The sequence below is a fragment of the Halorubrum persicum genome (assembly GCF_002727125.1).
GTDB classification, from domain to species: Archaea; Halobacteriota; Halobacteria; order Halobacteriales; family Haloferacaceae; genus Halorubrum; species Halorubrum persicum.
Genome location: NZ_NHOA01000150.1, coordinates 1 through 21,692 on the forward strand (window position 1 = coordinate 1; position 21,692 = coordinate 21,692).

Consider the following 21,692-nt stretch of genomic DNA (forward strand, 5'->3'; position numbering starts at 1 on the left):
CTGGCTGTAGATCGGCCTCATGAACCCAGTTATGAACGGTAGATCGAACCCTATCAACACCGAATACGTCAAGAAAACAGACAGTATTTAAAAGAGATAATTGGTATAAACGAAGCTGAATTATGAGCTTCGTCAACAGCCGCGGTGTTGCTCATCGCTCCACAAACGCTAAGTTGATATCGTCTAAATAGCCGCTGAGGCGGTCGTTTTCGGGCATGGATCACGTTGAAAACGCACCGCCTCACGTTTCAATCCTTATCTGAACACTACCGCCGGAGGTAACCCGAACGAGCCGGCGCGGTGTTCCGTGTTTCGTCGTTCGGCGCTTCCTACCGTGACAGCGGCACCGCGAACCGGTCCACGAACGGGTGCGCGTACTCGACGTCGAGGCGGTCGTACACCGTCGAGGGGATCGAGAGATCGGCGAGGAGGAGATCGCCGCCGACCGCCCGGAGTCCCGTCTTCGGCAGCGCGAGCGTGACCGTGCAGTCCGGTTCGACCGCGACACCCGGTGTCTCTCCGGTCGTCGCGTTCGTGCCGGAGGGGACGTCGAGCGATACGACTGTTTTCGCCGCGCCGCAGACCGCCTCGATTAGCTCCGCGGTAGAGCCGCGGGGCGTCCCCGCCAGCCCGTAGCCGATCAGCGCGTCGACGACGACGCCCCCCCAGCGCCGCGTCGGCGTCGAGGTCGGAGTCGCCGTCGACCGATTCGACCGGCACGTCCATCGCTTCCAGTATCCGGAGCTGTTCCGCGGTGACGCCGTCGACGTTGGTCCGAGGCCGGTCGAGAACGACCTGAACGGAGAGGCTCCGATTCGCCGGATGCCGAGCGCACGCCAGCCCGCCGCCGCGTGAGAACTGTCCCGAGAAGGCACGGTCGACGACCTCGGAGAGCGCGGGATGAATGTGGACCGCGTCGCGGATGTCCGCCACCGTTCCCGAGCCGGCGGTCATCGCGACGACCTCCTCGATCAGATTCGACGCCTCGGGACCGACGATGTGGCACCCCTCGATGTTGCCGTCGAGGTCGATGAGCACCTTCACGAACCCCTCGGCGTGCATCGCGCTGCCGCGGGCCGTCTCCTCGTACGCGTACGTGTTCGTGGCATACTCGCCGTCGCGACGCTTGACGGGGCCGGTGAAACGTGGTTCGCCTCTCGTGCGTGTTTCGACGACGCACGAACGACTCTCGTTTATAAATAACCGTCCCGTTTGTGGCGTATGACCCTCTCTCTCTCCGTCGAACTGGTGGCGACGATCGCCATCGTCATCGGTGTAGCGGGCGCCGTCAACGGGGTCGCGGGATTCGGATTCGCCGTCGTCGGGACGATGGTACTCGCCGCGACGCTCGACCCCGCGACCGCCGTCGCGTTCATGATCATCCCGATGTTCGCCGTGAACGTCGCACTCGTCGGCGACCTCACTCGGGAGGAGCTTCGGACCTGTGGCACTCGATTCGCGCCGCTACTCGTCGCCGCCCTCGTCGGCACCATTCTGGGGATGGCGCTTCTCGACAGGCTTCCGGGGCCCCCGCTCCGGATCTTGCTCGGACTCGTCTCGCTCGGGTTCGTTGCGACGACCCAGCGCGTCGTCCCCCTGCCGTCCCCGTCGACCGCGACCGAGCGGGCGGTCGCCGACACGCCCCTCGTCATGGCGGCCGTCGGAGCCGTCTCCGGCGTCCTGTTCGGCGCGACGAACGTCGGGGTACAACTCGTCGCGTTCGTTCGCAGTTTCGACCTCTCACACGGGCTGTTCGTCGGCGTCGTCGCGCTCGTCTTCGTCGGGATCAACGGCCTCCGAGTCGTCGCAGCGGGCGCACTCGGCCTTTATCCCGACCTTGGGCTCGCCTTCGCCTCGGTCGCCGCTGCGGTCCCCGCGGTCGCTGGTGTCGCGGTTGGAAAGCGCCTCCGCGAGCGCGTGAGCGAGCGCCTCCGGCACGGGGTCGTCCTCGGGCTATTGACGGTCATCGGTGTCCGGCTGATCCTCGGCGGCGCGGGAATCTCCTGAGCGCCGTCGGCGACGAGGGTGATGATCCGATCGCTGTCACGTGGTGTCCGATCTGTGGTAGTGGCGTGGTTTACGATGCGACTGTTAACGGCCAGTACCTCGCCTTCGGCGTCTCAGGAAAGCTAGCAGATGATGATCTCGTGTTGTACGACCATGAGACCGAATCCGAGTGGAACAGTCGACCGGTGAGTGTATCGCAGGCGAGCTCACCGGTGAGCAACCCCGGATCCGCTCCGAACCGATGACGACGTACGCTGCCTTCCGCGATCCTACCCTGACGGCGTGGTGCTTCAGCCTGAATCCAGTGGATCGGCCGCCGCAAGCGGGTACAACGATTCGGGGTAGAGGGTCTACGCGGAGCGAGAAGCGTTCGGCCTCCGAGGGATGCGGGGTGAGGGGCCGGAGCGTGAGTGGGACCGCGGGGATCTTGACCCAAAGACTACCATTCTCGGAGTGACCCCAGCCGAGGGTGGGGCGCTCGGCTTCCCGCTGCCAGTCATCGAGGCAGCTGGTGGTGTAGTGGAAGCAACTGTCGGCGAAACCGACATTGTTGTTCGTGCGACCGCCGCTCTCACTCGAAACCACAGAATCATGAGCCTCCTCATCAGCCACCGTCCTCGTTGAGAAACTCGAGGAGCGGTACGGGATAACCACGCCGATCGAGACCCGTGTCCAAGAGCTCACGAATAGGTACTACTGGGGGCTCGAAGTCCTCCAAGCACTCGACGAGCCGATGACGGTCGATGAGTTGGCTGCCGAATTGGAGGTGGACACCGACGAGGTTTGCGACCGGGTCGCGTACCTCGTGACGTTCGACCGGGTCCACCGATACGGTGAAGTCACCCAACCGGCAGAATAGGCCGAGCGATGGTTGATGGTCTACATTGAGTACATAGAGCCACCGGAGTTCGGTAGTTGAACTAGAAACCCTAGTATTGAATTGGGGTTTAACATTAAACAGCGAAGGTTTTGACTGTGGAGAGGGTAGTCGTTGATATCAACACGTTGCGTAGCGCTATATTTGGATTCGAGATGAGTGTCCCCCTCCACATATGAGTCCCAATTCCAAGAGTGTCCTTGACCAGTCAACAATCGTCACTGTCGGCGACACGGCGTGGATAGCCGCGTATACTGACCAGCTCGAGGCTCAGTTTGACGCAACTGTACAGTCAGTCTCGACAGCCACGGCAGCCCAAGAGAGACTTCACGAAACCACCGTAGACTGTATTGTTACCGACTATAGTCTCCCTGAGACCACTGGCATCGATCTCGTCCGTAGGATTCGCGACACAACCACGACGCTTCCCGTACTACTGGGGACAGCTGAAGGAAGCGAAGTCATCGCTAGTGAGGCTATCGAAGCTGGTGTTTCCGATTATATCGCCGTTCGTGTGCCTCCCGAGGAAATCGTTCCCGATGCGCTGCAACGTACCGAACGGGCCCTTCGGGACGCCCAGCGAACGGCGACACAGCGCGAGCGCGCACGACAGTTCGATGCCACCTTCCACGACACTCGGTCGGCAACGTGGGTACTCGACACGGACGGAACGCTCACGCGCGTCAACCAGGCCGCTCGCGACATTATTAATGTCGACGCTGACGCCGTGGTCGGTGACCCATTCTGGACGCTCCCATGGTGGTCGAGTGACACACAGACCAGCGACGACATCCGCCGGCTTGTCGAAGCAGCGCAACGCGGCAAGTTCGGGCACGCCGTCGTCACGCAAGCATCGGTAACTAGTGAACGGGTGTTGGATCTCTCCGTCAAGCCGGTCACCGACGAACGTGGCGAGCTCGACTCCATCATCGTTGACAGCGTCGAAATCACCGAGCGTGTCGACCTCGAACGGGAACTTCGGCGGTCGGAGGAACTGCACCGCGTCACACTCAACAACATGACTGATACCGTCCTCATGACCGACGAGGACGGCGAGTACACGTACGTCTGCCCGAACGTCCACTTCATATTCGGGTATACTGCCGATGAAATCCGAGAGTTGGGTACGATCGAGGATCTCCTTGGCGAGGATCTCTTTGACCGCCACGAACTGGCCGAGACGGGGGTTTTGAAGAACATCGAGACGACGGCGATCGACAAAGCCGGCCGCGAACACACCTTACTGGTAAACGTCCGCGAAGTCTCTATCCAAGACGGTACGGTGCTGTACAGCTGTCGGGATATTACGAAGCGCAAACAGCGCGAACAGGCACTGGCGACGCTCCAAGAGACCGCTCGGGACTTCCTGTACGCCGAGACCCACCAGGAGATCGCCCAGCACGTCGTCGACGACACGCCCGACGTCCTCGGGCTCGACGCCAGCGCCGTCTACCTCTTCGACGCCGACGACAACCACCTCCAGCCGGCTGCCCACTCACAGGCACTGCGGGACGCTCACGGTCCGCTTCCCGCGGTTCACGCGGACGGCCACGACCTCACGAGCCACAGCTTCGTCGAGAACGAGGCCCTGTTCTTCGAAGACGTCCACGAGGCGGATCGTCTCACTAATCCCGCGACTGAAATCCGAAGTGTCGCCTATATTCCGCTCGGGAACCACGGCGTGTTTATAACCGGGTCGACAGAAATCGGCGCCTTCGACGACGTTACGCGGGAACTCGCCGACCTGCTGGCGGCGACCGCTGAAGCGGCCCTCGACCGTGTCAGCCGCGAGTCACAGCTGCGCGAACAGGATCGCGAACTGCAACGCCAGAACGACCAGCTCACGACGTTAAACCGGATCAACGAGACTATCCGCGAAATTGACCAAGCACTCGTGGAAGCTGAAACTCGCGAGCAGATTGACCACACCGTCTGCGAGCAGCTCACTGCTGATGGCCGCTTCCAGTTCGCGTGGATTGGTACGCTCGACGACGCGGGGAAAACGGTGACGCCACAGGCATGGGCAGGGACCGATCAGGGATACCTCGATACCCAATCGTTCCACGTCTCCGAGGAGACGGTCGAGCCGGCTGGTCGAACGGCGACAACAGGCGAGGTGACACACATCTCGAACGTCGCGACTGACCTTCATGCGGCCTCTTGGCGCAAGGACGCGATTTCCCGTGACTTCCTATCCGTGTTGAGTGTTCCGTTGGTGTATAACGACCTCTCGTACGGGGTCTTGACTGTGTACGCGGAGACACCTGACGCGTTCGGCGAAACCATTCAGACGGTGGTTTCGGAGCTCGGGGAAACGATTGCTGCCGCGATCAGCGCGACCGAGCGCAAGCAGGCGCTGCTCACGACGTCAATGACCCGGATCGAGTACGAGGTGAGCGACCCGTCGTTCGTGCTCACGCAACTGGCAGCAGCGGCCGACTGCACGCTGACTTACGAAGGTGGTGTCCAGCAGACCGCTACCGGGAACTTCGTGTTTGTCACCGTGGATGACGCATCACTTGAGAGAGTCGTCGACGCAACAGATGGTCTCACGGTCGTCAAAGACGTCCAGCAGATACGCGGCGGCGAGGCTGGCGGTGTGTTACGACTTCGGCTGACTGAACCCTTCCTCGCGACGGAGCTCGCTGGTCACGGGGCTGTCCTTCGGAGTGTGACAGCTACGGCCACAGGTACGACGCTAGTCGTCGATCTGCCAGCAAGTGGTGACGTTCGGCACGTAACGCAGTTGCTCACTGACCGGTTTGGTGATACTGCTCTGGTGTCGAAGCAGACCCGGAAACAGGCCTCGGAACACGGGTTCTACGCGTCCGTCCTCAATCGCCTGACGGACAGACAGCTCGAAGTCCTCGAGACGGCGTACTACAGTGGGTTCTTCGAATCACCACGGAAGGCCGACGGCGAGGCTGTCGCGGACTCGTTAGGTATCTCACCGCAGGCGTTCTATCAACATATCAGATCTGCACAGCGAAAATTGTTCGCGGCGCTCGTCGACGACCATACACCGGTCGCTGTAGGACACACCGAATGACTCCTCCGCGTTTCTGGGCCGATTCTAGTCTTCGAGCCCATCTTGCAGCCTATCCACGTCAATATCGACTACCGCTTGAATAGTAAACACCTGCGCTGAACTACGGTTCAGTGTTCAACTACCGAGTATTCCCTTCTATCCTCATTATTGGCGAGTAGAGTACCCCGCCCGACGGTGCTGGGACTCGCGATTAGCCATGAGAGATGTCGATCAAAACTCGGCCGAGGAATCGCCATACGAGTGTTTCGAATGCGGGAATGTGGTCGTTGCAGAAGAGAACCCTGGCACGTGCCCGGACTGCGCAGGTGAGATGCGGAATCGACGGACGCCGTTCGAATAAAAATGGCTTCGACATCAACGACACCCGACGAGACGCCGGAGGAACCGACCGAGGAAGAGTCCGCTCTGGAGACGGCTCGCCGCCAGCTCCAACACGCCGCCGGCCACCTCGACATCGACCAGCACATCGTCGAGCGCCTCAAACATCCGAAGAAGGTCCACGAAGTCACCGTCCCGATCGAACGCGAGAACGGTGATGTCGAGGTCTACACCGGATACCGGGCCCAACACGATAGCGTCCGCGGCCCGTTCAAGGGCGGACTCCGGTACCATCCCGAGGTCACGCGCGAGGAGTGCGTCGGACTCGGGATGTGGATGACCTGGAAGTGCGCGGTGATGGACATCCCGTTCGGCGGCGCGAAAGGCGGTATCGCCGTCAATCCTAAGGACCTCACCGCCGACGAGAAAGAGCAGTTGACGCGCCGGTTCACCGACGAGATTCGGTCCGTAATCGGGCCAACGAAAGACATTCCTGCCCCTGACATGGGGACGGACCCGCAGACGATGGCCTGGCTGATGGACGCCTACTCAATGCAGGAGGGCGAAACCATCCCCGGCGTTGTCACGGGGAAACCTCCGATCGTCGGCGGCAGCAAGGGACGTGATGGGGCGCCCGGGCGGAGCGTCGCCATCATCACGCGCGAGGTGATCGACTACTACGACAAGGATATCAAGGAGACTGATGTCGCCATCCAGGGGTACGGCAGCGTCGGGTCGAACGCCGCCCACCTCCTTGACGACTGGGGTGCGAACGTGGTTGCCGTCAGCGACGTCAACGGTGGCGTCTACGACGCCAACGGCTTGGATACACACGCCATCCCCTCCCACCACGAGGAGCCCGAAGCGGTGATGGGCCACGAGGCGCCCGAGACCGTGAGTAACGAGGAGTTGCTGGAACTTGACGTCGACGTGGTGATTCCAGCGGCAATCGGGAACGTACTGACGGCGGCCAACGCCGGCGACGTCGCCGCGGACATCATCATCGAGGGCGCGAACGGTCCGACGACGACTGCGGCGAGCGAAATCTTCGCCGAGCGCGACATTCCGGTGATTCCGGACATCCTCGCGAACGCCGGCGGTGTGACCGTCAGCTACTTCGAGTGGCTCCAGGATATCAACCGCCGATCGTGGTCGCTGGAGCGCGTCAATGACGAACTGGAGACGGAGATGCTGGCGGCTTGGAGCGACGTGCGCGAGGAGTTCGATACACGGGACGTGACGTGGCGTGACGCTGCGTACATCGTCGCACTCTCTCGAATTGCCGAAGCTCACGAGACACGCGGGCTCTGGCCGTAGTCCCGACGATGGCCGATATTGAGGAGAAATCGTTGGCTTCTCTCCTCATCTCTGCTTTTCGGCGACAAAGACGACCCGTCCGAATGAGTCCTCGGTGTATATTCCGTTCAGCGATTGAAAATGACTGCCCCCATATCGATGCCAAATAGATGGTAGTAGACGCGGTCGACACGATTGTCAATCTCGGAACGACTGTCTTCGTCCTGTCGACGATGCTTGCTGTCGCACTCGACCTGTCTATTGAGAGGATTTGATCCGATCGCTACTGTTGTACGGAAATGCCGGAAGTCGAGTTGTTTCAACTGTTTCCAGTAGCACTCTTCAGCGACCGGCTGTTTCATCTTGTGTAGTGTTCCAAGAAGGATATTTCAATAAGAAGTCCGCTAATAGCTGAACGAAAATGGACGCTGACATCGCGATTCACGACGCATATGTCCTCACGGTCGATGACCGAAACCGGCTCTACGAGCGGGGGACGGTACTCATCGAGGATGGCCGCCTCACCGATGTGCGAGCGTCTCGTGACGACGATGCGGACATCGATGCGACTCGCGTCATCGACGGCGAGGGCAAGCTCGTGATGCCGGGGCTCGTCAACGCCCACACCCATCTCGAACTGACGCCGCTGATCGGCGCGTTCAGCGACCTCGACCTGACGGAGATGATGAGCGGGATGACCGCCATCTTCGGCCACATCGCCGAGGGCGAGTACGACTACCTCACCGAGGCGGGGTACGAACTCGCGGCACTGAACTTCCTCGCGGGTGGCGTCACCACCGTCAACTCCATGGACGTCCGGCCGAGCGCGGGCGCGGAGACGTTCGGCGAGGTGGGCCTCCGCGGGTTCTTCGGCGTGGCGCTCTCCGATCTGTTCTGGGACGTCCCCGTCGACGACCAGTTCGCCCGCGCCCGCGAGTTCATCGACGAGTACCACGACACCTACGACGGACGAATCCGAGCGACGATCAACCCCCACGACGACTGGTCGTGTACTCACGAGATGTGGGAGCGCACTGCTGGACTCGCCGCCGAGTACCCCGACCTGCTCGTTCACACCCACCTGCTGGAACTCGAGGCGAGCAGCAAGATGGCCCGGTCGAACGGCGCCGACGACTCACTCGCCCTCCTCGACGACGTCGGCCTGCTGGACGACCGACTGGTAGCCGCGCACTTCCGGCTGGCCGACGGCGAGGACATCCGACGGACTGCCGAGGCTGACGCATCGGTCGCACACTGTCCGTCCATCTTCTGTTACTGGAACACGGACGGCGACGTGCAGTGGACGCCGGTGCCGGAACTTCGAGACGCGGGCGTCGACGTCGGTCTCGGTATCGACGACCACTACTGGCACGACTCCTACAACCTGTTCGGCGAGGCGCGGCAGGCACGGCTCGCGGCCAATCTCAAGCGGTCGACCGGCCAGTACCACTCGATGGAGCTGGTGCGGATGCTCACTATCGAGGGTGCAGAAGCCCTCGGCGTGGGCGACGAGATCGGCAGCATCGAGTCCGGCAAGCGCGCCGACGTCATCGTGCTCGACGTAGAGAAGCCGAAGTTCACGCCGCTGACCAATATCCCGGCGCAGGTCGCTAACAACGCGGCACCGGCGGACGTGGAGACGGTCATCGTCGACGGCAACGTGCTGATGCAGAATGGCGAGATCGAGACGATGGATGCCGAGGCGGTGCGCGAGCAGGTCGAATCCGCGGTCGACCGCTTCGCGTCGGAGACCGACTGGGAACTCGGGATCGGTGGCAGTGAGCCACCGAGCAAAGTGGATGTCGCTCGCGATCTGCCGAAGCGCGGCCCTGCTCAGTTGCTCGGGCGGCTCGCGTTTCAGTCGATCGAGGATAAATACCCGTTCTGAGACAAGTCGGTGGGCCAGTCCGAAACGACCACAATCGATGCACAGATTCTGGCGTTCGCAACGAGAGGTAGTGCGGGGAAGTTGAGACGACAGGGAGTGTTGGGGTACGGTATGAGAGCGGCTTTGCGAGCCCGTAGCACGAACAATTTCGGACTTGGACAGGTTCATTGTCGGAACAGATGCCAGACGGGTTACGTGGGTTGATAGACTCCCTTCATGTGAGCAAGCTCAGACGACGATTTCCAGTGAGAGATCGCTTCTCAGTGCCGGTGATGAGCAAATGTTTGCACAAACAACCAACGGAACTCTATACGCCCTCGCTCAGCCACCATAACCCGAGATACTACGGTAGCAGACAACAGCGTTAGCAAGCGTTCACCTCGGGGTCAAGCCGCGAGGCACCTGGTCTGCTCCGCCTGTAGATTCTGGTTAGTCCCGTATAGATCAGCTACTGCAACTCTTCGACGGGGGCAGCGACCGCCTCGTCGACGAGGTCGCTGTCAAGACGACCCTGCCAGAGGTCGATATCTTCGTGGTCGATCGATTGGACGCCCCACGGGACGATCCGACTCCCATCGGGCGTCCCACCACGAAGCCAACTCTCCCCCGGGATGTCGATGAGATCTCCCATCCAAGATTTCGACGTCAACGTCAGCACGAGATACTGATCGCCGTGAAACGGCCGCCCCTTGTGATTCGAGAGAATAAGCCACGGCCGGGCGTCTTCCTCGCCTTTGAACGGATCATCCCCGTAGACGATATCACCCCGCTCGAAAATCGGTGTCTCTTCGTCGGTCACTGTTCGTCCTTGACGCTCGGGTGTGGTTCCTGCGGTGCATGCTCACGCCAAGAATCCTTGTCCTCCGCACCCAGCTGATCGTTGAACAGCGCCGTTGCTCGTTCGTACCCGCAGTATCCGTCGAGTCGTCCGGCGTCGTTGGTTACCGCCCAGTACGTCGCCTTGTGTTCGACCAGACCACGATCCTTCAGCCGCGAGAGTGCAGTGCTGACTGCACCCTCGTCGACGCCAATCTGGGAGGCGATTTCACGGGCCTTGAACGCCCGATCCTCGTTAGCGGCGAGGAACCCAAGGACCTGATCCGGGACGGAAAGGTCCGCGAGCTCGTCCTCACTCGTGTTCTCGAAGGTCTCTCGGTCGATAGACATCGTTACGTAGGGATACGTCATCTGCTGTAAAGAGTGTTAGGAGTGAAAGCTCCGAAAATGGCGAAGAGACATCATTGCTGACCCCGAGGTAGCTCAAGAATCGCATCCATTGGGCCGACCGATCTCAACTACTGTCTGAGCGGAGAAGTTGAGACTACAGGGAAGTTGGCGGGGTTGTGAGTATTCACTTCAGAACTACTCCGGAACAATCTCCGTCATAAGGACACAGGGAAAGAAAGTGAGAGAACGTATCTTAGTGTTGGTCGGTCTTATTCGCCCCTGACCGTCCGGTTCGCTGGTGAGAGGTCGGTCCTGATGATCTCGTCCGATAAGACTGTCGCGCTGGTTCCGTCATCGTCTTCGACTTCAACGGTGAAGGAGCCGTTCTCGCCGCGTTCGATCGAGGTCTCGTTGAGCTCTATCTGGGTGGCTTGGGCATCGGTGAGACGCGTGGCGTTCTCTTCACCGTTCGTGTCCTGACTCTGCTCCGTATCGTTGAGGTCGTAGTCGCTCGTGTTGATCGTGATAGCGTTGGACGCGTTGAGTTTCACCGGTTCATCGGTGGAGGTGACCTGTTTCCCGGGAAGATCGACATCTGCGATGACCCTTGTCTCGTCTGGCTCCTTGAGTGGAGCAATCTTGACGCGGATCGTGTCTTCGTCCAACCCGGAGGCCGAGGCTTCGAAATGGACGGCGGCACCCTCGTCGAAGTAACTCCGGACCGTATGGTTCATCCAAGCCGTCTCAATAGCCCGGTCAACCTCTTCATCGCTCACTTCTCCGGGAGTGATGACGTCGACGGTGTAGTTGGCTGGCAATGCATCATCCGATGCTACGTCGGTCGTCGGTCCATCCATAGCGGCGACGGCACTACCAGTCCCAAGAGCGAGTAGTGCGGCGACCGCGAGGACGGCAAGTTTCGTGCGCATAGTGCGTCAATTCACCTTGTAGTGTGGAGACACCACCGAAGCCTCCAGACCCTGAAGGAGTGGTGCTCTCCACGTAGACCGTTAGATGAAAGACCTGAAAGTGATTGATTGGAAATGTGTTACGGAACCGGTTCACAACCCGTTTCACCCAGTAGTCAACCGAGAACTACGTAAGGACGACGACGTTGCCCATCCCGTTACGCTTCCGTTCGACCAAGTCCTTGCTTTCGAGGGTATCCAAGGTTCGGCTGACCGTGGCCTTGGACAACTCGGTCCCCTCGACGATATCTCGTTGTGGAAGTTTACCGTCGGCGTCGAGCACGACGGCGTAAACTGTTTCCTCGTTGTTACGTAGCCGGCCAACCGTCTCCTCCCACCGCTCTTCAGGGTCCGGGGTGTCGCGCTGGACAGTGCCGCTACCGTGTCCGTCACTGATTGCTTGTCGTGTCGGTGGGCGTTCTCCGCCGTTTGCGATGGTATTCGGTGTCGCTGTCTCGGTTGTCGGGACTGGGGTGGGGTAGTCGTGGAGTAAGAGGTAGGTGCCGCTGGCACCGAGGAGGGAGGCCGCGACCGTGATGAGGGCGACATCGGTGTAGGTGAAGTACTGGCCGAGCTGGGTGGTTTGTGTGCTGCTGTCGCCGATAGAGACCATAACCGGTGAGGGAGTGATCAGTTGGACGGCAAGCACGAGGACCGCGGCAACGAACACGGACGCCGCGATCAGGCGCTTACCGTGGAGGGCTGACAGGTCCATATGGTCAGGGTTAGTGAGGACTCCGTCTAATGCGTATCGTTCTTTCGCTGTGAAACCGGGGTGAAACGCCTGTGAAACGCATTTCTAACCATTTCCCAACCAGTTTCGCGAAGCACTGATATGGTCTTTCACCCAACTTCTGGTCACGAATGACATCCGATCTGTGGTCCCGCCTCACTCTGTTGGTGGTCCTCGCCGCCCTCGGTGTCTCGCTGGCTGTCATCGGGAGCGCGGTCGGTGCGACGACTCCCCTCGCCGCCTCCGAACCGAGTGCAGCGTTTGTCGTGTCTGAGGACAACGTCACCTTCGAACGGGGCAATCAGCGGGCTATCCTCCTCGACAATACGACCCGGGTCGACAGTATCGAGATCGAACAACAAGGCAGTGGAACCTACCACGTGAACGCGGAAGCCGAGAACCCACTGACGGACAGCGAACGCAACCAGGCCAAAGCAATCGCCCGAGGCAACGCGACCGTACAGCAGACACTTCAGGACCTGGGTCAGTACGAACTAACCGTTGGACCGATTCGCAAACTGACCGTTGACTCTGCTCAGACCACCTCCTTCACCGGCCTCACCAACACCTCGAGGGACGGTGAGAAAGTTGGGGAAGAGGAGACGTTCACCCTCACGGTCGAAGACAGTAACGAGACGGACGCAGTCACCATCGACCGTGAATCCGAATACGTCGAAAACGAGGCCGTCGTCAGGATTCGCGATTCCGCCACTGACGAGGTTTATTACTCCGCCACAGTCGACATCGAAAGCGAGACTGTCACCGACATCTCTGACTGGCACTCGGATTACCCCTAGTCGTCTCACCTCTGCTGAGGAAGGTAGTCGGGAAACTGAGTGGCATTCGATCGTCGAATCTGTTCGCATGCATTGAGAAAGCTCAACGGAGAAGCCGTTGTGGGTCCGCGAACACTCCTGTCCATCTTGTGGCTTTACGGCGGATAGGGACGCGAATGCGGCGTGGAACATTCTCTCTCGCGGTACGAAACAAGTAGTAGCGGGACGCTCCGAATCAACGCCTGTGGAGACTGCGCTCCCTACGGACACCACTCAGGTGTCTGCAAAGCGCGTCGTGAAAGCAAGAAGTCCCTGCCTCAAGGAAGCCGCGCCAGCGGCTGAGTAGGCAGGGTAGTTCACGAGTGAGCAAGATTCAATTCAATTTCATTCACGATGCTACGGACGAGATTTGGGAGTTCCCGATCAAATCGGTCACCAGTAAGACGGTGTGTCGGTCCCGCGACGGCTAATGCACCAAGTACGTCACCATCGGGCCCTGTTACAGGGGCTGCCACCGATCGAAGTCCTTCGGTGCTCTCTTCGCTGTTGAAAGCGACGCCACGATCCCTGATCTCTGCGAGCTCGTCGAACAAGACCGTTTTTTCAGTGATAGTCTGTGGCGTCGCCGCTAGAAGTCCGTAGCGGTCAACGATTTCGCGAACCCACTGGTCCGAGTGTTGTGAGAGGATCGCTTTCCCCGCAGCAGTCTGATGTATCGGGAAGCGTCGACCTTCACGGCCACGTGAATAGACACCACTATGGCTAACATCGCGGTGGAGAACGACCGCATGACCGCGCTCTTCGACGGCAAACTGAGCGCTTTCTCCCGTCTCGGCCGCGAGGTCACGGAGTTTGTGTTTGATCTCTGCCGATCCCGGATACTCCGAACGTACGTGCGCCCCCAAGTCGAGATACCGGAGTCCAAGTCGGTATTCCTCGTCTTCCTTTACGACACAGCTGTGTTTCATCAATGACCGGAGATGCTTGTGAGCTGAACTTTTTGAGAGGTCGGCCCTCTCAGCCAGTTCGGTCACACCGGCGCCGTTCGTCTCCCGAAGGGCAGTAACGATAGCGAACGATGTGTCGATACTCTGTATCGTCGATCCATCTGCTTCAGGGCTACTACCACCCGGTTTCCAGTCTTCCATTAAATAGAGAGAATCCGAGAAGTATAAAGTAGTTTCCCTAATGAGAAATAGATGAGAATATTGTTTCTTATCGTTACGGCCACTTCGAATATACTCTCGGGACCTCGTTTTGAGGTCGAATCATCCGAACCAGAGCGTATCACCACCGCACCTCTTATTACAATATTCAATAGCAGAAAATAGGGAGAAATAGGCAGTAAGACTGCTAAACCATGTTTTCTTCTCGTGAATCTACTTGGTGTATATATGTGTATTCGACCATGGGAGAAGTATGAGTTCGATAACGGACCAGCAGATACGGTCGATCGACGATCTGGAAGTTATTATCGACACAGACTTTCACCTGACGGAGCGTCAGGAAGACATTTTTCCGTACCTCGAGAGTCCGTTCGACGAGCTACTAAATAGCCAACAAGGCGACGACTACGGCTATCTCGGCCGTGTCTATCCCGCACACGGGATGGTGTACTCAGTGACGATCGGAAAAGCTGACTCGGAAACCGTTCGTACCAAGGAGGACATCCAGAAGGGAAGAGACCTGGTCGAATGGGATAAAGCGATCATCACGCCGACTCAAAACCTGTATCTCGGGGCCGTTCACCACGATGACCTCGCAGCCGCACTCGCGACGGCGTACAACAACTGGCTTCTCGATGAGATTCTCGACCCTGAAAACGGCCTATATGGGGCGGCAATCGTGGCCCCGCAAAAGCCGCAGAAGGCGGCTGAAGAAGTCGAGCGCCGAGCCAACGAAGACGGAATTGCGGCGGTGATGATCCCGAGCGGGTCCGTCGACCCACTCCTCGGTCACGAGTCCTACTACCCGCTTTATGACGCGTGCGAACGGGCAGGGCTGCCAATTAAGATGCACAACGCCGCCGGAACGATGATGACGCGGTTCCCGTCCACGTGGCAGGCGATGAATCGAGCACTTCCTGTTCATGCGACATCACATAACATGATGCACCAGACGAATCTGGCGGACATGCTGACTCGGGGCGTCCCCGAACGGTTCCCCGATCTCAACTTCGTCATCCAAGAATCCGGTCTCGGCTGGTATCCGTACTTCATGCGTCGGTTCGATCACGATTATATGGGGGCAAAATGGGACGCACCGATGCTCGATAAGCGACCGAGCGAATATCTCAAAGATCAATTCTACGTGACGAGCCAACCGGTCGAGGGATTAGATGATCCACAGTATCTCACTGAGACGATTCGGCACTTCGAGGGAGGGGACAGTCTGATGTTCTCCTCCGATTACCCGCACTTCGACTTCGATAATACCGGTGAATTACTGAAGATGCTTCGCTCGGAGTTCACCAGCGAAGAGATCCAGAACATCTACGGAAAGACCGCAGAGCGAGTGTACGCCTTCGACTAACCATGAGTGAGTCCACACAACCAGATCCGGACCAGAGTAACATACATCACGTCATCGCAGCGGACGACATATCTGACGGTGAGCGCATCATCGTGGATATTACGGGCCGGGAGATTGCTGTCTTCCACTCGAACGGAGAGTTTTATGCACTGTCGAACTACTGTACGCATCAGGGCGGTCCAGCCTGCGAAGGGTTGTTGAGTGGAACCCTCGACGTCGATGGGGACGATGAACTCGCGTGGGCGTGTGATGATGAAATTGTCGCGTGTCCCTGGCACGGGTGGGAGTTCGATATCACTGACGGTACTCACACGGCAAGCGACGATTACCGGCTGCCGACGTACGACGTTCACATCCTAGACGGAGAGCTGTACGTCGAGTTGTAGCCTAAAATCAGGTAGTCGCTTCGAGCAGAAATGTAATTTCCCCACATGGTGCACAGCGATCGGGTACGCTCAGTACTGGAAGATGCCAAACCACCGGACTGGCTCGACGGCGATGACCCATATGCAGATGTCGATATCGAACAGCTCCCTGACTGGTGGCACGACGCTATCGTAGAGTTCAGAGAACACAATCTCTCTCCGTATCGACCACCGCGGTTTACAGACGACGTACTCGTGCCGCCGTTAATCTTCCAGATGGAGACAGCGTACGATATCGAAATCAAATTGGTGGGAGTCAACGTAGATCATGGAGATACATGGGAAATTTGTGTTGACGGTGAAGTTGCATCCACCGTCAAGCGGGAGCGGCTGTCGGACGGATACACACTGTACAAGATGACGAGTGAGAAGTTCTTGGACATCGTGCAGACACAGCTGTGACTGCGATCGGCCCCGTATTCTTCGAGAAGCTCACTTACTCCGTATGATACCACCGATCGGTCTTCCACCCGTCTCCGTTAGTGCCCCAGCTATCGAACATCGCCTCGTCGCTCCCGTAGCCGACGGTCACGCCATCGATCGGTGTCCGTCTGCTGGGAGGTGGTCCACCTCGCCTTCGAGCACCCGAAGAACGGTGTATCGGAGGTGCTCGTGGGTTCGGTTGTCTGTCGTACGAGCGATCTGATTGTCCTGCTTGGCAACGTGCCCGGCTTCCTTGGGAGCCGTCTGAGATCGGGTTCAGTCATTTATTCAACAGAGGTCAGAACGCGCCTCCGCCCCTCTTAGGCGCTGAAAGCTTAACCAACAGAGTAGAAGAAATCCATCGCCACGTTGGTTAATTGAGTCCGCTCTGATGTAGAAACGCGGAGAGCCGCAGTAGAGTGGCTGTTAGTGTGTTTTCTCGCTGGAGTGAATTCTGCCGAGGCTAGCCGTCAAACAGTTCTTCAAGTACATACCTCTCATCGGCGATCGACCGTTTTCCGCAACTCTACACAAGAGCGTATCTGATTAACCAACAAATGTATGGCGCCACACGCCTTGTTGGTTAACACGATCGCTTATGTCCTACGAGCCACCGACGCCGCCGGCGGATCTCTCGACAGATACCGTCGATACGCTCAACGACTACTCCCCAGACCAGCTCCAGCACGTCGCACGCTACGCCGAGGAACTGGCGGAGCACAAGGCTCGTGAGGCGCGCCTCGAGGAGGAATCAGGTGACAACGAGAAAGACAAGCGACCAGACGACTTCCCGGCCGACGTTCCTGCTAAAGCGACGATCACGATCAAGGAGATCAACGACAATCGCTACTACTACTGGCAGTGGAGAGATGGCGAAAAAATCCGTTCTCAATATAAAGGGCCCGTCAGCTCAGACGAATAGCAGACTCAGAGGGGTTGTTTAGCGGTGGCATGTACAATCTAGCACGTACACATCGATAGAGGGGTGTATCCAGCCAACGGACACTCGTACACATCGATAGAGGTGTGTATCCAGTCAACAGACACTCGTACACATCGATAGAGGGGTGTCGGCTAGGCATCGAACTGGCTGCAGGTCATTGGGAGGATAGCTAATCCTACTCAGTCGTGTTAACATCAGACATCTATAATTCGACTGTTCAAGCCTTCTAAACGCACATCACACATCGATAAAGGGGTGTGGACGAGGAATGGTCAATAAATGCATTTGGTGGAAAATGTGAATTTTCAGTAATTGTGATTTGCTACCAGACGGGTTGTACACATCGATAGAGGGGTGTCTCGTAAACCCAGAGTTTACTATTCCATTGTCAACTGGAGTTACGGAGAATCGAGGAGAAAGCCTCGCGCTTTAGCGTGGGGATGAATCCGACACTACCATTCACGGTCCACCGTCCGATGGCACGGCTGGATATTCTACGCGGCTCCAATCCACGCGTTTAGGTTAGTTGGTCAACATAGGTTATATGTGGCGAAACAGGTCGTTACTCGCACCTACACTGCTTCCATACGGAACCAGTCTCGGGTGCAAGACGATCTTGATTCGCTCGGGTTCGCCGCCTCGAAACTCTGGAACATCGGCCGGTGGACATGCAGTCGGATCTGGGATGAAATCGGTCACATCCCCAATCACAACGAACTCACCACGTATCTCAAAACCCACGAACGCTATGATGACCTGCATTCGCAGTCAAGTCAGCGAGTCCTTCAAGAACTTGCTGAGGCGTTCAACGGCTGGTACGGCAACCGACAAAACGGGGATACGAAAGCGAACCCGCCCGGCTACCGCAAACACGGCGACGAACACCCACGTTCTACGGTCACGTTCAAAGCCGCTGGCTTCAAACTCGATACGCAGTACAACCGAGTTCGACTCTCACAAGGGTCAAATCTGAAAGGGTATTGGTCGGATTTTGTCCTGTGTGAGTACCAAACCCGCCCCGACGTTGACCTTGCCACCGTGGAGGCCGTCCAACAAGTCAAGATTGTCTGGGCAGACGACGAATGGGAGCTACACTTTGTCTGCAAGGTCGAAATCGACGTGGATGAAGCCCCTGGTGAGAAGACGGTCGGTGTTGACCTCGGCATCAACAACTTCGCCGCACTCGCCTACGAGGACGGCCACAGTGAGTTGTACCCACTCAACTGTTTGAAACAGGACGACTACTACTTCAGCAAGCGAATCGCTCGGTGTGACGACTCGGACTCCGATCAGGCTACCCGGCTGAACCAGAAGAAGTCGTCTCGCCGCACCCACTACTTCCACACTCTCTCCAAGCATATCATCCAGCGGTGTGTTGAGGAGGAAATTGGAACGATGGTGGTGGGGGATCTCTCCGGCATCCGTGAAGATGAGGAGACCAGCGAGTCAAAGAACTGGGGTACGCACGGTAATCTTGACCTCCACTCGTGGGCGTTCAACCGCTTCACCGACCTTCTCGAATACAAAGCCGAGATGGAAGGCATCACGGTTGAAAAAGTGTCTGAGCGGAATACCTCGAAGTCGTGTTCGTGCTGTGGTCGGGAACGAAAGGCGAACCGTGTTGAACGCGGACTGTATGTCTGCGATGAGTGCGGTACAGTGGGGAACGCAGATGTGAACGGCGCTGAGAACATTCGGCAGAAAGTATCTCCGAGTTCACCGAATCTGTCGGTGAATAGGAGTAACGGCTGGTTGGCACAGCCATCGACGTACCTGTTCGATTCAGAGAGCGGATGCTTTGCACCGCGAGAACAGGCTACGTCGTAAACCACAATATCCCAATCCAGCGGTACGGTGCCGTGGGAATCCTCGCGCTTCAGCGCGGGGAGGATGTCAAGTCTGGTTTCTGATTTGTGCTTTGACGACAGAATTAACCTCGCCTTCGGATACAGCTTCAATACGGGAATCCTCTCGAAGCGTCTCGAGAATCGTCTCTGGACGTTCACCAAACTGGAATTCGAGAAACATCCCAGAGCTGGGGCCATGGCTCCGCCGTTCAAAGTCAACAAGCGAGTACGTTGTGAGCTCTTTCATCTTGTTGACGTAGGTTTCTTGATGATACTGATCAGCACCGATTGCGTCGGTGAGATACTGATACACCCGATACCCCGTTGTACTCCGCGCTGTCCCATCTATCGTTTGGGATGCGACCGCCGCCGTGGCATAGAGACACAGTTTCTTCTGTGTACTGATACCGCGAACAACCTCCAACACACGATTCTTTTCGACCTTTGCCTGGGCGGCCCGGACGTGTTCTTCGCGCACGCGAGCATCCCCTTCTCGTTCGGCGAGTTCGCCAGCGACCCGCATGAGATCGATCGCTTTCCGTGCATCGCCGTGTGTTTGCGCTGCGAAGGCTGCTGCAAGTGGGATCACGTCATCATCGAGGACATCGTCGTGAAATGCGTCGTGGCGCCGACGAAGAATAGACTTGAGCTGATCCGCATCGTAGTCGTCAAAGTGGACGTCTTCCGGTGTGAATGAGCTCACTGCGCGGCTCCCCACAGCCTCCATCATCTTCGTGTCGTTTGAGATAGCAACGACAGAGATGTACGCGTCAAGTTCGTCGTTCGCCCCCGCTCGAGAAAGCTGATACAGCAGTCGTGAAAATGCGGGTTCTTGTTTATCGCGCCGTCCGACAAGCATGTCGAGCTCATCAAGGACGAACACGACCGAATCGAAATGCGTGTTGACGATGCGGAAGAGCTCATCCCACTTTTCTTTCGTTGCAACTCCGTGCTTTGGCACTTGGACCTCGATACCGGCTTCATCAGCAGCCTGTTGTGCGAGTTCATACACGGCAACACCGAGTGTGTCGAGATCTTGGCAGTTGACTTCGATCGTGCCGAACCGTATATCTCGAGACACACAGATCCGGCTGATGTTGTTACAGACGGCTTTCGTGATGAGCGATTTTCCCGTTCCAGACGGACCGTACAGAAACAGATTCGGAGGTCGGTTGTCACCGAGCGCGACGCGAAGCATCTTCGTTACTTCTTGGAGCTGTGCGTCACGGCCCACAATACGGTCTTCTTCAACCACATAGTTCGGGTCGAGCAGTGACCGATCACGGATAAGTCCCTGCTGCTCGTCGAACTCTAACAGCATATCCTCAATCGATTGCGACGAATGTTCAGAAGAATCACCAGCTGACCGATCCTCGCTCGCTTCTTGGGACGGTGATGAAGATGCTGGCGTTTCCGCTGTCGCGTCTGAGAGGTTGGTTTGGCCCGTCGTCTCATCCTCCAGCAATCCCGGATCGGGATCGTCGGAGTCGTCTGTACCCATGCCCCAGACGATATTGGCTAGTAACAAAAAGGTTGGCACCTCTATCGAAGTGTGATTAACCGTTTTAGGCACTTCTACCGTTTGATTAGGTCCATGTCTGCTCTCACAGCCAAAGCACGTCCTGCGGCGTGTAACGATGTGTTCTTCCACGGGCACCGACAGACACACCCCTCTATCGATGTGTTCGGCGTCCTCGAGGGGGGAGTGATCTACACGAATGTCTGAGCGAGCGTCCACAAAGACTCGGTAGTAAGACGCTAGCAACGCACGATTTGACTTCTCCAAACTTCTAAGACAGTCGTTTTGTGCCTATTTCCATCTCTTCTTCTTTCTTATTTCTTCCTTCTTATTAACACAACACACACACCCCTCTATCGATGTGTTCGATGTGTTCAGACAAGACGCATTTTGTCGCCTTTATCCTGACAAATATCTAATTGGCGTATCTGCTCTATTGTCGCCGTATCAGGTCTCTACGCCGGTATTTACTCAATATCTGAAATCCGATCGTATTCGAACCGATGGCAGAACCGGCTACACCTGTCCGGAACACATCGATAGAGGGGTGTATGTCTTCGACCCTCGAGTAAGAGACGAATGAGTTCCACCACTTGCTCAGAAGCAGATTTCGTCTGCAGCATCACGTTAGATGCAATACATTAAGAACACATCGATAGAGGGGTGTCCGATTTACAATCCTTGGAACTCGTTCTACTTTGTTCTCTACTTCAGCTGTATTATCTGACTTCGCTCGTCGACAACGGCCCGAGGATGTGACGCGTCAGGTGATAGGGTTATAAGCGCATACCCCCGTCTTTAGGTGGGGGTCAAGCAGACAATAGCGTACATTTCCCCTGACGACGCCACGGCTGGATCTCTCACCAATTCACCGCCAGTATTAACCTCCGCGACCACATAGTGTGTACGCTCTTCTGTAGGAGA

Annotated in this window: 19 protein-coding genes and 5 pseudogenes; 14 read left to right on the forward strand and 10 right to left on the reverse strand. The window is 57.6% G+C overall.

The features are described 5' to 3' along the window. From DJ69_RS16690 to DJ69_RS16700, 3 genes and pseudogenes are all read right to left on the reverse strand, one after another. Positions 1-217 (reverse strand): annotated as a pseudogene (locus DJ69_RS16690) (IS6 family transposase); the annotation flags it as partial. Between the two features lie 112 nt (positions 218-329). Beyond that, the gene (locus DJ69_RS16695; protein ID WP_180271858.1) at positions 330-875 is read right to left on the reverse strand and encodes an NAD(P)H-hydrate epimerase; all 546 of its coding nucleotides are present in this window, start codon (positions 873-875) and stop codon (positions 330-332) included. Further along, positions 841-1,119: pseudogene (locus DJ69_RS16700) on the reverse strand (dihydrolipoamide dehydrogenase); the annotation flags it as partial. The gene DJ69_RS16695 and the pseudogene DJ69_RS16700, both read right to left, overlap by 35 nt. Before the next feature lie 102 nt (positions 1,120-1,221). Here DJ69_RS16700 and DJ69_RS16705 point away from each other — a divergent pair. The 7 genes and pseudogenes from DJ69_RS16705 (at position 1,222) to DJ69_RS16725 (ending at position 9,435) form a co-directional block, all read left to right on the forward strand. Then, positions 1,222-2,007 (forward strand): sulfite exporter TauE/SafE family protein, encoded by a 786-nt coding sequence (locus tag DJ69_RS16705; protein WP_099256658.1) that lies wholly within the window; start codon positions 1,222-1,224, stop codon positions 2,005-2,007. A 29-nt stretch (positions 2,008-2,036) separates the two neighbouring features. Beyond that, positions 2,037-2,252, forward strand: coding sequence for a DUF3179 domain-containing (seleno)protein (locus DJ69_RS19070; RefSeq protein WP_394338372.1), 216 nt, complete (start codon positions 2,037-2,039; stop codon positions 2,250-2,252). A gap of 368 nt (positions 2,253-2,620) precedes the next feature. Then, positions 2,621-2,866: pseudogene (locus tag DJ69_RS19255) on the forward strand (hypothetical protein); the annotation flags it as partial. Positions 2,867-3,059: 193 nt separating this feature from the next. Next, positions 3,060-5,933: a bacterio-opsin activator domain-containing protein gene (locus DJ69_RS16715; protein ID WP_099256659.1), complete on the forward strand. Its 2,874-nt coding sequence runs from the start codon at positions 3,060-3,062 to the stop codon at positions 5,931-5,933. A 196-nt stretch (positions 5,934-6,129) separates the two neighbouring features. After that, on the forward strand, positions 6,130-6,273 hold the full coding sequence (locus tag DJ69_RS18055) for a rubrerythrin-like domain-containing protein (protein ID WP_144050469.1): 144 nt from the start codon (positions 6,130-6,132) through the stop codon (positions 6,271-6,273). A gap of 2 nt (positions 6,274-6,275) precedes the next feature. Further along, the gene (gene gdhB, locus DJ69_RS16720; RefSeq protein ID WP_099256660.1) at positions 6,276-7,568 is read left to right on the forward strand and encodes a glutamate dehydrogenase GdhB; all 1,293 of its coding nucleotides are present in this window, start codon (positions 6,276-6,278) and stop codon (positions 7,566-7,568) included. Positions 7,569-7,968: 400 nt separating this feature from the next. After that, a complete protein-coding gene (locus tag DJ69_RS16725) occupies positions 7,969-9,435 on the forward strand; it encodes an amidohydrolase family protein (protein WP_099256662.1) in 1,467 nt (488 codons plus the stop codon). Between the two features lie 448 nt (positions 9,436-9,883). Here DJ69_RS16725 and DJ69_RS16735 read toward each other — a convergent pair whose 3' ends face one another. The 4 genes from DJ69_RS16735 to DJ69_RS16750 form a co-directional block, all read right to left on the reverse strand. Beyond that, positions 9,884-10,234 carry a type II toxin-antitoxin system PemK/MazF family toxin gene (locus tag DJ69_RS16735; RefSeq protein WP_099256664.1) on the reverse strand — a complete coding sequence of 117 codons (351 nt, stop codon included), beginning with the start codon at positions 10,232-10,234 and terminating at the stop codon, positions 9,884-9,886. Next, positions 10,231-10,602 (reverse strand): MarR family transcriptional regulator, encoded by a 372-nt coding sequence (locus DJ69_RS16740; protein WP_099256665.1) that lies wholly within the window; start codon positions 10,600-10,602, stop codon positions 10,231-10,233. Before DJ69_RS16740 ends, DJ69_RS16735 begins: the two co-directional genes overlap by 4 nt. 269 nt (positions 10,603-10,871) lie before the next feature. After that, the gene (locus DJ69_RS16745; protein ID WP_099256667.1) at positions 10,872-11,531 is read right to left on the reverse strand and encodes a hypothetical protein; all 660 of its coding nucleotides are present in this window, start codon (positions 11,529-11,531) and stop codon (positions 10,872-10,874) included. Positions 11,532-11,697: 166 nt separating this feature from the next. Next, positions 11,698-12,285: a helix-turn-helix transcriptional regulator gene (locus tag DJ69_RS16750; protein WP_099256668.1), complete on the reverse strand. Its 588-nt coding sequence runs from the start codon at positions 12,283-12,285 to the stop codon at positions 11,698-11,700. A 149-nt stretch (positions 12,286-12,434) separates the two neighbouring features. Between DJ69_RS16750 and DJ69_RS16755 the strand changes: the two genes are divergently transcribed. Both DJ69_RS16755 and DJ69_RS16760 read left to right on the forward strand, forming a co-directional pair. After that, positions 12,435-13,100 carry a hypothetical protein gene (locus tag DJ69_RS16755; RefSeq protein ID WP_099256670.1) on the forward strand — a complete coding sequence of 222 codons (666 nt, stop codon included), beginning with the start codon at positions 12,435-12,437 and terminating at the stop codon, positions 13,098-13,100. An 82-nt stretch (positions 13,101-13,182) separates the two neighbouring features. After that, positions 13,183-13,425: pseudogene (locus DJ69_RS16760) on the forward strand (zinc ribbon domain-containing protein); the annotation flags it as partial. A 10-nt stretch (positions 13,426-13,435) separates the two neighbouring features. On the opposite strand, the gene DJ69_RS16765 reads toward DJ69_RS16760, so the two are convergent. Then, positions 13,436-14,227 (reverse strand): IclR family transcriptional regulator, encoded by a 792-nt coding sequence (locus DJ69_RS16765; RefSeq protein WP_099256672.1) that lies wholly within the window; start codon positions 14,225-14,227, stop codon positions 13,436-13,438. A gap of 271 nt (positions 14,228-14,498) precedes the next feature. Here DJ69_RS16765 and DJ69_RS16770 point away from each other — a divergent pair, with 271 nt between their 5' ends. The 3 genes from DJ69_RS16770 to DJ69_RS16780 are packed head-to-tail and all read left to right on the forward strand — an operon-like array spanning position 14,499 to position 16,438. Continuing rightward, positions 14,499-15,611, forward strand: a complete 1,113-nt coding sequence (locus DJ69_RS16770; RefSeq protein WP_099256673.1) for an amidohydrolase family protein — start codon at positions 14,499-14,501, stop codon at positions 15,609-15,611. A 2-nt stretch (positions 15,612-15,613) separates the two neighbouring features. Then, positions 15,614-15,997, forward strand: coding sequence for a Rieske (2Fe-2S) protein (locus DJ69_RS16775; protein ID WP_099256674.1), 384 nt, complete (start codon positions 15,614-15,616; stop codon positions 15,995-15,997). A 45-nt stretch (positions 15,998-16,042) separates the two neighbouring features. Continuing rightward, positions 16,043-16,438 (forward strand): hypothetical protein, encoded by a 396-nt coding sequence (locus DJ69_RS16780; RefSeq protein WP_099256676.1) that lies wholly within the window; start codon positions 16,043-16,045, stop codon positions 16,436-16,438. Between the two features lie 58 nt (positions 16,439-16,496). Here DJ69_RS16780 and DJ69_RS19260 read toward each other — a convergent pair. Further along, a pseudogene (locus DJ69_RS19260) lies at positions 16,497-16,743 on the reverse strand (hypothetical protein); the annotation flags it as partial. A 314-nt stretch (positions 16,744-17,057) separates the two neighbouring features. Here DJ69_RS19260 and DJ69_RS16785 point away from each other — a divergent pair. Continuing rightward, the gene (locus DJ69_RS16785; protein ID WP_099256677.1) at positions 17,058-17,381 is read left to right on the forward strand and encodes a hypothetical protein; all 324 of its coding nucleotides are present in this window, start codon (positions 17,058-17,060) and stop codon (positions 17,379-17,381) included. 567 nt (positions 17,382-17,948) lie between these two features. Beyond that, positions 17,949-19,229 carry an RNA-guided endonuclease InsQ/TnpB family protein gene (locus DJ69_RS16790; protein ID WP_099256678.1) on the forward strand — a complete coding sequence of 427 codons (1,281 nt, stop codon included), beginning with the start codon at positions 17,949-17,951 and terminating at the stop codon, positions 19,227-19,229. 66 nt (positions 19,230-19,295) lie between these two features. On the opposite strand, the gene DJ69_RS16795 is transcribed toward DJ69_RS16790, so the two are convergent. Beyond that, positions 19,296-20,750, reverse strand: a complete 1,455-nt coding sequence (locus DJ69_RS16795) for an orc1/cdc6 family replication initiation protein (RefSeq protein WP_180271859.1) — start codon at positions 20,748-20,750, stop codon at positions 19,296-19,298. Between the last annotated feature and the right edge of the window lie 942 nt (positions 20,751-21,692).